Origin of the sequence: Caballeronia sp. ATUFL_M2_KS44, assembly GCF_023630965.1 — a bacterium.
Lineage (GTDB): Bacteria > Pseudomonadota > Gammaproteobacteria > Burkholderiales > Burkholderiaceae > Caballeronia > Caballeronia concitans.
The window spans coordinates 54504-67387 of the sequence record NZ_JALQEA010000051.1 but is presented as its reverse complement, the minus strand read 5'-3'; the positions used below and the strand labels follow the sequence as shown (position 1 = coordinate 67387).

The window sequence follows — 12884 nt, the reverse complement described above, 5'->3', positions numbered from 1 at the left end:
TGACATTCCGAGGGCCGTAATAGTGAGCCAGGAACCTGAGAGAAGGCGAACTATGACCGTGCAAGCTTATGCGAGCCTTAAGTCCATCTAACTTTCGAGGCTGAAGGCAGTTCTGTCGCACAGCTGAGGCGGTCTTTCGTATCGAACCTGCACAACCCTCAGAACTTGTAGTCGAGCCCGACAGAAACTGCCATCGGGCGGCCGCCCGCGTAGCACAACGGGGCGCCTGCCGAAATGGAACTGCCGTCGTGGCAGTCATACGTGACGCTTCTGCCACCCGCGCCCAATGCATAGTGAGCATTTGCCTGGTTGATCAACAATGCGTAGTTTGCATAGATGGACAGGTTCTTGTCGACCACGTGTCGGTACAGCAATGAGAACATGTTGGCGGCATTCGGCGGATTTGCAATTCCGATCGCGTTAGGGTCGGCAGGCGCCGTATTGTGCTGACCGGGGTCCCCTGGCGTGCCGCCCGCATGCGCCCAGCCGAGGCTTGCGATGTCCTTCGGCGTGATGACCTGCGTCAGGGAGATCCAGAAGCCATTACGGCTGCGCTCGTTCTGCGACTCGAGGTACGACGGGATCTTCCGGCGGAGCCATTCATAGATCCCGCTGATCGTGGTACCCGTCGGAAACGTGTATTGGGCACCGATCTTGGCAGCCCATTCGTTGCCAACGTCGGACGGATCGGTGCCGTCCGCGGAAGCCGCTGCGGCAGGCGTGTTGGTGACGTCGCCGGACCGGTTCACGCCGCGGTGCAGTTCGTAGGCCGCCGTCATGTAGAGCGGACCGCGCGTGAACGCGACGTTGGCGCTGTACGCGGTTCCGTAGCTGCCGTCGTTGCAGGCGACAGGTCCGCCGCCGCTGCCGGGTATGTTGCCTCCGGTACAGTCGGATTCACCCGAAGCCTGCGTCGAGTTTTCGAACCCTCGGTTCTGCCCGGGGGAGACGAGCGCATTGAACGTCAAGCCGCTGAAACTGGGCGACTCATACCAGAGCGCATGATCAAGGCGCGTGCCGAATTCCACTCGATTGTCGCCGCCCGTATTGCCCATGATCGCCGCGTAGTCGCCCGGTGTGCCGGAGAACGGATTCATACGCTGTGTCGACGTCTTGTATGGCGCGTCGGTCTTGCCGATCTTCAATGCGCCCCACGCTGGAGCTGCCAACCCGATGAAGCTGTTTCTCGACGTCAACGCACCCTTCACCGTCGAATCCTGCGCGGAGTTCGAATTAGCCGTGCCCGCCGTCGCAGATACATCTATCTGTGTTTCCAACTGGAACACGAACGCCAAAGGCGCGGACCCGAACTTGTGGTTCCCGCGCACACCGAGATACGAGAGGTTCGAGGAGATGTCCGGCTGCCATCCCATGTTGCCTGATGGAGAGACGACGGTGCCGTCCGGGCGCACATAGCTGCTTTTCAGTCCCTTGCTCGCATAGTCGACAGAAAGGTTGAGATCGCCGTAGAACTCGATATTGCCGATCGCAGTGAGAAATTCTCTGACACGCGAAGGCATGCCGCTGCTCCAGCTCGGGCTGCTCGCCTCGGCGGCCGTGGACGATGCCGCGGCAGGCGCTTCCGCATACGCGGTCGCCGCCCGCGTGGCGGGAGCCGCTGCTTCCGCATGTTGCACAGGCGATGGGGTTTTGCCCGGCGCCGGACCAGGCTGACTTGATGTCAATTGATCCAGCCGCTTGCTCAAGGTGACAAGTTGTTGCCGAAGTTCTTGAATCTCCTGACTACGAGAGTCGGGCAGCGCCTGTGCATATGCGGAGCCGATACCTCCGGCTCCCATACCTGCAAGCAAAAGGAGGCACTCACCCAGCCATAGGCGGGCTGACAGTTTCATATGTTGTCTCCAAACATTCTCTTCGATTTTTTGGAATTGCGTGCAAAAGAGATTTGCACGAGATGAACGGATTAGTAGTCCTATTCGAATGCTTGTTACTAATCCGCCGGGAAACTCTAGGGACAAGATACGTGAAAGAATATTAATAATTTTTTATGGTAACGATCATCAAAACGCCAAACACCTTTCCACTTGCTTTCCTCGTTCTTTGCGTTTGTCATTCGCTACGCTAACAATATCAATTCACAACTACCGCGCAGTCACCGAGAGCGCACGAAAACCCTCGCAGGATAAGGCGTTGCGCCCATCGCTTGGGGTGTCGTACTTTTTGACGAAGACTCGACATTCGGACTGGGAAGTTTGCATGTAAATTACATGCAAACTTCCTTTGGAGAGAGTTTCTGGTTCGTTGCGTTAGCGCTGCCGCATAAGGTATTCAACCAGGACAGTGAGCAATTTCGACGATGCTGTGTGCGACTTCTAAAACCAGGTTATGAAAATCTTAGGAAATGCTTAAGGGCCCGATTTTAATTGAGCAGGGAAATTTTCGAGAAGGCGAAGCTATGGCGTCCGAGGCTCACGTTAATGCCTCGACCAGAATTCGCGAACTCGAAAATCAGTCACCATAATCCCTTAGGAAATGCTTAAGGAGCCCTTTTAATTCGGGCGTGGCTCGCTTCCGAGGAGGCGAAAGCTATGGCGCAGAGATATTAACGCCTTAACCAGGACGTCTCGAATGTCGACGTGCTTCAGAACCTGTTCGACCTGCCGCGGGACGCCGCCGGCGCGTCTGTCCATTTACGGAAACAGCTCGCAGCGCCTTTCCACAGTCGCGCTCGGCTAGATGTCAAAACCGTAATGATGTGCCTTACGAAATCTGCGTAGAATCGGAAAATTGTGCTGACGATCGGTTTGAGGCGCGGTATGCGGGTATTGATCATTGAGGACGAGCAGAAGGCCGGTGTGTACATCAAGAAGGGCCTAGAGGAGGCCGGCTTCGCGGTCGACGTCGTCGCAGATGGAGCCGAAGGCCTGATCCTCGCCACGGCAGAACATTATGACGTCATCGTTCTCGACGTCATGTTGCCGACGATGGATGGTTGGACCGTCATTAGAAATCTTCGTGAGTCGAAGTCGACGCCTGTGCTCTTTCTCACGGCCCGGGATGACGTCGATGACCGCGTACGCGGGTTCGAACTCGGCGGCGACGATTATCTCGTCAAGCCGTTCGCATTCGTCGAACTGCTTGCGCGTGTGCGCTCACTGGCCAGACGTGGCGCAGTGAGAGAAACGGATCTGATTTCAGTCGCCGACCTCGAAATCGACGTGACGCGCCGCAAGGTCAGGCGCGCGGGTAAGCGCATCGACTTGACGCCCCGCGAGTTCGCGTTGCTTCAACTGCTGGCGCGCCGGCAGGGAGAAGTATTGAGCCGCACGCAGATCGCCTCCTATGTGTGGGACATGAATTTCGACAGCGACACAAACGTCGTCGAGGTGGCGATACGGCGGTTGCGCGCGAAGATCGACGACGAGTTTCCCGTAAAACTTATCCAGACGGTACGCGGCGTGGGTTATGTGATCGATCCGCCGGATCAGGAATGATCCGCACCCGATCGCTCACCACCACCCTCGCTCTGGCCTTTGCGGCCACGACGCTCGCGGTGTTCGGCATCGTCGGCAGCTTCGTGTATCTCGCGCTGGAAACACAGGTTCGCGTGCAGGACGATCTGGACATCGTGCTTGCCGCGCGTCACACGCGGCGCCTGACCGAAGAACTCTCGGACTATGCGGACGTTCGTCGTCACGACGAGCGCCTGGAAAACCAGGTCTTGGGCAACGAGGCGCTTTCGCTGAGAATTGCCGACGCTTCGGGCAACGTGCTGGTGCAACACAACGTGGATGCGTCGGCTACGTCTTCGAAGGTAACCGGGCGCGCCGTTCCGAGCACGGAACAGATAAGCGATCACGCGATCATCGCCGCGGTCACCGTGGACAAGCAGCCGGTGCGTGTCCTTGAGGTCGAGGCTCGGCTGAAAAACGGAACCGTTGCGAGCATCGTCATCACGCGCAACATGCGGGATAGGTGGCGATTGTTGGATCGCTATCGGGACAGACTGCACCTGGCGGGCGTAGTCGGCGTCCTGCTTGCATTCGGCATCGGCTTCTTTCTCGTGCGGCGCGCGCTTCGTCCTCTCTCGGAGATAGCGAACAGCGCGGCCACGGTCACGTCGGCGAATCTCAATACGCGGATCGCCATGGACCGCGTGCCGACGGAGCTGGAACCGCTCATCGCAGCGTTCAACGCGATGCTTGCCGGGCTGGAGGAAAGTTTCCAGCGACTGTCGCAATACACGGCCGACCTTGCGCATGACATGAGAACGCCGCTCGCCAACATGCGTGGCGCCACGGAAGTCGCGTTGGCGCGGGGACGCTCGCCCGAGGAATATCAAGCGTTGCTGGCGTCCAATCTCGAAGAATGCGATCGTCTTTCGCGCATGATCGAGAACGTGCTGTTTCTCGCGCGTGCCGGGCATCCGCAGTTCGCGAAGAACATGCGTGTCTTCGACGTGAGTGAACAACTGCATCGAATCGCCGAATACTTCGAGGGATTGGCCGACGATGCTGGCGTGCGCATCGTCGTCACGGGAGATGGCCGCCTGCGGGCCGACGTCGAGCTATTCAGACGCGCGGTCAGTAACCTGCTTGCGAATGCAGTGCGACATACTCCGCGCGATGGTCTCATCACGCTGTCCGTTCATGCCGATGCGGCTTTCGTCCGCGTCTGCGTCGAGAATGAAGGCTCGCGCATCGATGCATCGTTGCTCGAACGCATCTTCGACCGCTTCTATCGTGTCGATCCCTCGCGCGTGGTCTCGGGCCATTCTGTCGGGTCCGCCGGGCTGGGACTGGCCATCGTCCGCAGCATCATGGCGTTGCATCAGGGCTTCGCGCACGCGGAGAGCGATGCACTCAGCACGCGCTTCATCCTCTCTTTTCCCCGGCTCGACGACGCGCCCTGAGCATCGGTACGCGAGGCTCGTCATTACGGTTCTGATTTCAAAATCGTAATCAGGCGGTCAGTTTCTGAACAGCCTGTGAATCGCACAATCATTCCAACGTCGTTGCCATGCGCGCGACGTTGGAAGGCAACCTGCAAACCCGCAGAGCCCTTCCTTTGGCCTAGCGGGAGACAAGCATGAAAAGACGCGTATTCGCTCTGCTTGCAGTGGCAGCGTTATTGCCGATGAGTAGTTTCGCTCAAAGCACGACCGGCGATGTGACGCGTGCGCAGGTACGTGGGGATTTGCAGCAACTCGAAGCAGCCGGATACAGGCCGAGCACTCACGAGTCGGACTATCCGCAAGCACTCGCGTCCGTAGAAGCAAAGGTGGCTGCAATGAGGGAACCCGAGCCTGGCTATGGCGGCGCATCAACCGGTGAGCAGGCGAGCGGTGGGTTACCTGCACGAGTGCATACCGCACATTGAAGCGGTCCCATTCGTGCCCATTGCCGTCTGCCTTGCAGAAATCAACCATTAATCACAGGTGATACTCATGAAAAAGATCGTATGTCTCATGCTCGCGTCGGTGTCGCTCGGCGTGACCTTTCAGGCATCTGCGCAAACACGTGAACTGACTCGCGCACAAGTGGAGCAACAACTGGTGCAGGCGCAGGCTCAGGGCTTGTTGCCGTCGAATGGTGTTCACTACCCGCCGAACGCACGGACGGTAGCCCGCAACCACGCGACGTACGCCGCGCAACACGACGCGCACGTCACCGCCTCGCCGACGAACTCGGGCTATGGCGGCGTCACGGACGGTCACGGCTCGGAATGATTCAAGGCGATGAGTCGGATGCAGGGTCGAGCAGTGCGGCGACGAACGCGCCCTGTGTCTGTTTCTATCCAATCCGGCGTGGCCATGAGAACCGGTTCGAAAGTCGCGCACGCAAAGCAGAAGCGATGCAGCTTGATGTCGGTCTCGCTCCGCAGAATTCCGATCGCCGCCAAGTGTCGCTTAAGCGTTCGTTATTGATCATCCATGCGCGTTAATCAATGCTGCTGCTCCGGACCAGCCGAAGCGGGGAGAGTTGCTTGCCTCTTTGTTCTGCCATCCTTTTCATTCACTCGAGATTCAGCCGATCAAGCCTCGCCGGATTGACGGGCGCTTGCTTGCTGACGCTATCGGGCTGCGCCTCGTATCATCGCGCGCCCCTGGCGCCGTACGCGGGCCGCACGTCATCGAGTCAATTGGAACGCGTTCAGATCGATTCATCGCGCATGCCCTTGCCTGAACTCGCCGCGCACCGTTTTGACCCGTCGGACGGCTTCGACATCGAAGAAGTGGCCATGCTGGCGGTTGCGAACAATCCGGCGCTCAAGCTCGCACGCGACGATCTGCATATTGCTTGCGCACAGGCTTATTCGGCGGGGCTCCTTCCCGACCCGCAACTCGGCCTTGCGCGCGACTTTCCCGGCGCATTCGGTGCAGTGCCCGCGTTCAGCTATGCGTTGAGTATCGACGTGATGGCAATCGTCACGCGCAGTGCGAACAAGCAATCGGCGGATGCCACTGTCGCCAGGACGGACCTTGGTCTGCTGTGGCAGGAGTGGCAGGCCGTTGCTCAAGCGAAGCAGCTCTTCGTCAAGACACGCTTCCAGACAGAGACGTTGCCGCTCTTGCAGCAGCAGCGCGATCTCACGCGCATGCGCTATGAGCATATGGCTCAGGCGCAACGAGAGGGCAATCTCACTTCGGATGCGCTCACCGCGGCGCTCACCGCCTACACGGACGCGAACCGGCAATATACCGACTTGCAGCGCGCAGCCTTGCAGACGCATCACGACCTGAACGCGCTTCTTGGCCTTGCGCCCGATGTGGAACTGAAGCTCACCGTCAGCGACGAAATCGCGCCGATGCCGGCAAGCACCATCGAAGCAGCGCTGCAGGCATTGCCGCAACGCCGCCCCGATCTGCTTGCCCTTCAGGCGGGCTACGAGGCACAGGAACAAAAGTACCGTGCGGCGATATTGGGTCAGTTCCCGAGCCTCTCGGTCGGCTTCGTGCGGGCCCGAGACACGGCTCCTATCTACACGAGCGGCTTCCAGATCAACCTCAGTCTGCCAATCTTCAACCGCAATCAGGGCAACGTCGCGATCGAGCGAGCCACGCGCCAGCGTCTGCACGACGAGTACGACGACCGGCTCAACACCGCATACGCAGACGTTGCGCAGATGCGCGCCGATACGGTGATCCTCGCTTCGCAGTTGCGTGCGATGGAATCCGCGCTGCCGGATGCCGATCGCGCGGCAAAGGACGCAGCCGCTGCGTACGCCGAACACAATCTTGCGCTGCCCGCGTATGTCGATGCACAAAGCGCGGCGCTGACGAAACGCATCGATGCCGCGACTTTGCGTGAGTCGCTCGCGGAACAGCGCGTCGGCTTGCAGGCACTGCTGGGCAGCGTGATTCCCGATGCCTACTCCTCCGATCAGCGATACACCGAATCCAATGCGAAATAACCGCGTCCGGCTCGTAGAGAGCCTTCGTGCTGCGCCTGTCGCAGTCGTCATCGCCCTCGTGTGTTCGCTCGCGCATGCGGATGAGGCGCCTATCCCCGTGACGGCAGTGCAGACCGTCGCACTGACGCGTGGCCCAATATCGCGGCCGGTTCACGCGTATGGCGTGGTGGCCGCTTCCGCGTCGAACGTGACGACAATCGACCTGCCTTATATCGCGCGCATCGTGCAAATGCGGGTGCAGGCGGGGCAGAGCGTCGTTCGCGGCGCGCCGCTCTTCCTCGTGCAGGCCGATCCTGGCGCCGTCGTCGCGGCAGCCCAGGCGAGAAGCGCGGCGCAGCTCGCAGACGACGAACTCGCACGCACGCAATCCCTGTTCGACAAGTCGCTCGCGACGCAATCGCAACTCGCCACTGCTCGCAAGGCCGCGCTCGACGCAAGGCAGGCGCTGGCGGCGCAGAATCAGCTTGGCGTCGGCAATGGAAAGACGACCGTCGTTGCGCCGCATGATGGCGTGGTGACGCAGGTGTCTGCCGGACAGGGCGACCAGGTTCAGGCCGGCGCTGCGATTCTTCAACTGTCGGCAGGAACGCGCGGTGGCGACGCACAGCCGAACGTGACGCTAGGCGTCGAACCCTCCGATATGCCGTCGATTCATCGCGGCGATAGCGTCACCGTGAGCGGACTGTCGACTGCACTGCAAAGCGCGCATATCGCGGGACGCGTCGTGATGGTAGGCGCAGCCGTCGATTCACAGACTCAGTTAGTCAGTGTCGGTGCGAACGTTCCGACGGGGCAGAGCGCCTTTATTCCGGGCACGCGCGTGAAGGCGGACATCGATACGCAGTCGGGCGTCCACTGGATCGTGCCGCGCAGCGCCGTGCTTCACGATGCGCAAGGCGATTACGTGTTCCAAGCGGGAAGCGACGGCAAGGCGCATCGGGCTAACGTGAGAATCGTCGTGGAAGACGGCGGCCGTTACGGTGTGGAGGGGTCGCTCGACGCGACGCGCCAACTCGTTGTCGTCGGCAACTATGAGCTGCATGACGGTGCACCCGTGCGCGTCGACAGCGCGAAGCAGGGACCGGCGCAATGAACTTCGGCCAGTGGATGCAACGACATTCGCGTTCGTTGCTGTTCGTCATCGCGCTCTTGGCCATTGCGGGCGGCCTCACGGCTTTCCGCATGCCGATTTCGCTCTTTCCCAACGTCGCGTTTCCACGAGCCGTCGTCTCGCTCGATGCCGGCGATCGGCCTGCGGAGCAGATGGCCACGCTCGTCACGATGCCCGTCGAGGAAGCCCTGCGCCGCGTGCCGAATGTGCGCGATGTCGAGTCGAGAACGAGCCGGGGATCGGCCGAGATTTCGATCAACTTCGATTGGGGCACGGACATGGCGCAGGCGACCTTGCAGGCGCAGTCCGCTATCAGCGAGATCCTGGGTACGTTGCCCCCGGGCACATCGATGCAAGTGCGCCGGATGGACCCGACCGTCTTTCCGGTGCTCGCCTACAGCCTCACGTCGCAGCGACAGTCGCAATCCGCGCTGCGGGATCTCGCGCAATTTCAATTGCGGCCCTTGTTGTCGTCGGTGGAAGGCGTGGCGCGCGTCGACGTGATGGGCGGCGCGCAGGACGAGTTCGAAGTGGCCATCCATCCGGCGCGTCTCGCGGCCTACAAGCTGTCGCTCGCGGACGTATCGAAAGCGATCGGGGCGAGCAACGTACTGATGGCGACCGGACGGATAGAAGACCACTACAAGCTGTATCTCGTCATCGCCAACACGACGATCACGCGCATCGACGAACTCGAGCACGTTGTCGTTGCGTCGAATGGCGGCACGCAGGTCTTGCTCGGCGACGTCGCCAAGGTGCGGCAAGGCGTCGTGCCGCAGTGGATGCGCGTGACCGCCGATGGCAAGGACGCCGTGCTCGTCAACATCTATCAACAGCCGGGCGCGAACAGCGTGGCAATGGCGCGGGCGATCCACGCGAAGCTCGCGGACTTTGAGCACAAGATGCCCCCCGGCGTGCATCTCGCGAACTGGTACGACCAGAGCGAACTGGTGATCGCGTCGGCAAGCAGCGTGCGCGACGCCATCATGATTGGCGTCGTGCTCGCTGCCATCACGCTCTTCGTGTTCTTGCGCAACTGGAAGATCACCGCCATCGCCGTTGCACTGGTGCCCGTGGTCATGGCGTCCACCATCCTGCTGCTCGATGTGTTCGGCATGGGCTTCAACATCATGACGCTGGGCGGCATGGCGGCGGCCGTGGGTCTTGTCATCGACGATGCGATCGTGATGATCGAGCACGTCGTGCGACGCATGCGCGAAGGCGGCGCGCGGGCATTTCATGGCCGCGTGATGGCGGCGGCGCTGGAGTTCACGCGTCCCCTTGCGGGCTCGTCCGGCGCAACGCTGATCATTTTCGTGCCCCTTGCGTTTCTTTCGGGCGTCACGGGCGCTTTCTTCAAGGCGCTGTCGGTAACGATGGCAAGCGCGCTGTTCATCTCTTTTCTCGTGACGTGGCTCGCGGTCCCGATTCTCTGCGACCGGTGGCTCAAGCCAAAGGATGCCGAGGAGCACAAGGAATCGCGCTTCGCCGCGTGGATGAACAGGCGCTATGCCGTTCTAGTCGCACGCGTGACCGCCAGGCCGCTGCTGGTTCTGGTGGGCGTCGTACCGCTGATAGCGGCTGCGGGCTTCGCGTTCACGCAGGTGGGTAGCGGCTTCATGCCGACCATGGACGAAGGCGGCTTTGTGCTCGATTACCACACGGCGCCGGGCACTTCCGTCGCGGAGACGAACCGCCTGATGCAGCAGATCGAAGCGATCCTCCAGTCGAATCCGAATGTCCTGACCTATTCGCGCCGCACGGGAGCCGGTCTCGGGGGCGATCTCAATGAGCCGAACAAGGGCGATTTCTTCGTGCGGCTGAAGTCGGGCGATCGTGAGCCGATCGAAACCGTCATGGAGGAGATACGCTCGCGCATCGACAGCCAGGTTCCGGGTGTCAGTATCGAGCTCGCTCAGTTGATGGAAGACCTGATCGGCGACTTGACGGCCGTGCCGCAACCCGTGCAGATCAAGATATATTCCGACGACCAGGAGACGCTCGATACCACTGCACGCAAGGTCGCGGCGCGAATTGGCAAGATACCCGGCGTGGTCGATGTGAACGACGGCATCAATCCGGCCGGCGATGCGCTCGAGTTGCGCATCCGTCCCGACGCAGTGGCTGCCGAAGGAATGGATGTGCAGTCGGTTGCGCAGGCGGTTTCGGACATGCTGCAGGGCAGTGTCGCGACGCAGTTTCAGAGCGGGCCTAAGACGGTGGGCGTGCGCGTGCACGTTGCGAACGCCTCGACGCTTACCGATACGCAACTCGGCCAGTTGCTGGTGCGCGCGCCGGACGGACATTTGTTTCCAGTGGGCCGCGTGGCGAACATGGTCAAGGTCACCGGGCAGCCTGAGATCAGTCGCGACAATCTCAAGCGCATGGTGGCGGTCACGGCACGCATCGATGGGCGGGACCTGGGTTCGACCGTCGCCGACGTGCAGAAGGCACTCGGCGAATCCGGCCTTTTGCCATCGAGCGTCTATTACGAGCTTGGCGGTCTCTATCAGCAACAGCAGATAGCGTTCAAAGGCCTTCTGACGGTGTTTGGCGCAGCTGTGGCGCTTGTGTTCGGCTTGCTGCTCTTTCTTTACGAGCGATTCCGCGTCGCCCTGGCAGTCATGGCCATGCCGCTGCTCGCGGCGGGCGCGGTATTCGTGGGGCTGTGGGTGACGCACATCGAACTCAACATCTCAGCGATGATGGGCATGACGATGATCATCGGCATCGTGACGGAAGTCGCGATCTTCTATGTGTCCGAGTTGCAAGGCCTGGTGCGCGACGACGGCATGGCGTTCGACCGCGCGCTGGTCGAAGCGGGGCGTAACCGCTTGCGGCCGATTGCGATGACCACCATTGCCGCGATTCTTGCGCTTCTGCCACTGGCCTTCGCTTTGGGACAAGGCTCCGCCATGCAGCAGCCGCTGGCGATCGCAATCATTTCGGGACTCGTTGTCCAATTGCCGCTTGTTCTGCTGCTCCTGCCTGTGCTGCTGCGCATCCTGATGCGGACACGAGGGGAGTAAATCCGCCACTGCTGCTCATCCAGGCGGCCTGGATGCCGGCTGAAATTCATAGTCGTAGCGTCGGTTGTCATCCAGCCTTCAGGCGATAGCGGACACCTCTCACCGTCACGAACTGCAGCGGTTCAATGAGTGCCCACAGTTCGTCGTCGAGTATCGGCTTGGCCATGTCCTTTTCGTCGTCGAAACAATGAAAAGGACATGGCATTCATCGATGGTAACAACCCCTTTTCTCATTTTGCTAAGGCATCCGAATGAAAATACGGGAAACAGCTTGCCTTCCGACTCGGGTGATGACGGACAGGCCGACGTCAGCGAAGCTCGGCTTAGCGACCGTTGCCCGGTGGTAGCGTCGACGCCCGCGATCCCGAACTGTGCTCCGCTCGCTCTGCGTCGTCACCCGATGCGCTGAACCAAGCTGGACGCATGCGTAAGAACCATCATCCCAATTCGTGGATCCGAATTTGGGTACTTCATACAAACAATCTGTTGTGGTGCATGAAGTCGGATCAACAGAATCAATAACTAACGACACCGTTCCGTACAAGCTACTATCCTCGTAGACAGTCGTGAAAGCCTATCTCGTCGATGGCACGTATTACTCCGATGCCGAATCGGAAGGCGAAGACCCCGGCGGTCTCAACGACTCGCAGGGATATATCAGCGCGGTGGCGGCGCGCGCGGTCATCGTGATCGATTGCGACGATGCCGCGATCGGCGAGGTCGCTTGCGTGTTCATCGGCATGGCGGAGGTGTCGTCATGCATGATCGAAGCGCTGCCGGGGCAACGCGTGCGCAAGGGCGATGAACTCGGCTACTTCCAGTATGGCGGATCGTCCATGTGCCTGATTTTCAGGCCCGGCGTGATCGAAAGTTTCGTTGTGAAGCCGCCCTTCAGCGACGAGCAACCGCCGATCAATGTGAACGCGCATCTCGCCACGGCGCGATAGGACGTCGTTGCGCCGCGCGCTCGATGCAAACGCGCGGCGCAACAATCAGCGGTGCGCAAGGGCCTGATCGCGCGCCGGCATGAACGCACGAACGAGCTGATAGATGCCCGCCAGCCCCACCAGGATATAAACGATACGCGCCCCCGGCGATCCCGCGCCGAAGATGGCCGCTACCAAATCGAAGTTGAGGAGACCCACGAGTCCCCAGTTCAACGCACCGATGATGATGAGCGCGCCGGTAATCCAGTCGACCGGATTGCGACGCATCGCGACGGTTCCATTCGAAGAAACAGTTGGCATGACTAAGCTCCGCATAGACAGTTATTGGACATCGAAACGGCCGCCCGCATGTCGCGCATGTCACTGCGACGGCGGGCGGCCTCACATTCGCCGATACCGCCCAGTCGCGGGCGATACCGGCGT

9 protein-coding genes and 1 pseudogene are annotated in these 12884 nt (G+C 60.6%); 8 read left to right on the top strand and 2 right to left on the bottom strand.

Features of this window, described 5'->3' with window-relative positions; all coding sequences use genetic code 11:
* Positions 1-158: 158 nt before the first annotated feature.
* Positions 159-1853 (bottom strand): porin, encoded by a 1695-nt coding sequence (locus NCR39_RS20980; RefSeq protein WP_250454006.1) that lies wholly within the window; start codon positions 1851-1853, stop codon positions 159-161.
* Between the two features lie 924 nt (positions 1854-2777).
* On the opposite strand from NCR39_RS20980, the gene NCR39_RS20975 reads away from it, so the two are divergent.
* The 8 genes and pseudogenes from NCR39_RS20975 to NCR39_RS20940 all read left to right on the top strand — a co-directional run.
* Positions 2778-3455, top strand: a complete 678-nt coding sequence (locus NCR39_RS20975; protein WP_250454366.1) for a heavy metal response regulator transcription factor — start codon at positions 2778-2780, stop codon at positions 3453-3455.
* On the top strand, positions 3455-4873 hold the full coding sequence (locus NCR39_RS20970) for a heavy metal sensor histidine kinase (RefSeq protein ID WP_250454365.1): 1419 nt from the start codon (positions 3455-3457) through the stop codon (positions 4871-4873). Before NCR39_RS20975 ends, NCR39_RS20970 begins: the two co-directional genes overlap by 1 nt.
* A gap of 176 nt (positions 4874-5049) precedes the next feature.
* Entirely contained in the window at positions 5050-5340 is a 291-nt protein-coding gene (locus NCR39_RS20965) for a DUF4148 domain-containing protein (protein ID WP_284507295.1), read from the top strand.
* A gap of 67 nt (positions 5341-5407) precedes the next feature.
* On the top strand, positions 5408-5689 hold the full coding sequence (locus NCR39_RS20960) for a DUF4148 domain-containing protein (protein WP_250454005.1): 282 nt from the start codon (positions 5408-5410) through the stop codon (positions 5687-5689).
* A 443-nt stretch (positions 5690-6132) separates the two neighbouring features.
* Positions 6133-7374, top strand: coding sequence for a TolC family protein (locus NCR39_RS20955; RefSeq protein ID WP_250454004.1), 1242 nt, complete (start codon positions 6133-6135; stop codon positions 7372-7374).
* A 97-nt stretch (positions 7375-7471) separates the two neighbouring features.
* Positions 7472-8467 (top strand): efflux RND transporter periplasmic adaptor subunit, encoded by a 996-nt coding sequence (locus NCR39_RS20950; RefSeq protein ID WP_250454003.1) that lies wholly within the window; start codon positions 7472-7474, stop codon positions 8465-8467.
* Positions 8464-11514: an efflux RND transporter permease subunit gene (locus tag NCR39_RS20945; protein ID WP_250454002.1), complete on the top strand. Its 3051-nt coding sequence runs from the start codon at positions 8464-8466 to the stop codon at positions 11512-11514. The genes NCR39_RS20950 and NCR39_RS20945 overlap by 4 nt, the downstream gene beginning before the upstream one ends.
* A gap of 563 nt (positions 11515-12077) precedes the next feature.
* Positions 12078-12461, top strand: a pseudogene (locus tag NCR39_RS20940) (phosphatidylserine decarboxylase); the annotation flags it as partial.
* A gap of 45 nt (positions 12462-12506) precedes the next feature.
* Here the strand turns inward: NCR39_RS20940 and NCR39_RS20935 are convergent.
* The gene (locus NCR39_RS20935; RefSeq protein WP_250454001.1) at positions 12507-12761 is read right to left on the bottom strand and encodes a DUF378 domain-containing protein; all 255 of its coding nucleotides are present in this window, start codon (positions 12759-12761) and stop codon (positions 12507-12509) included.
* Positions 12762-12884 lie beyond the last annotated feature (123 nt).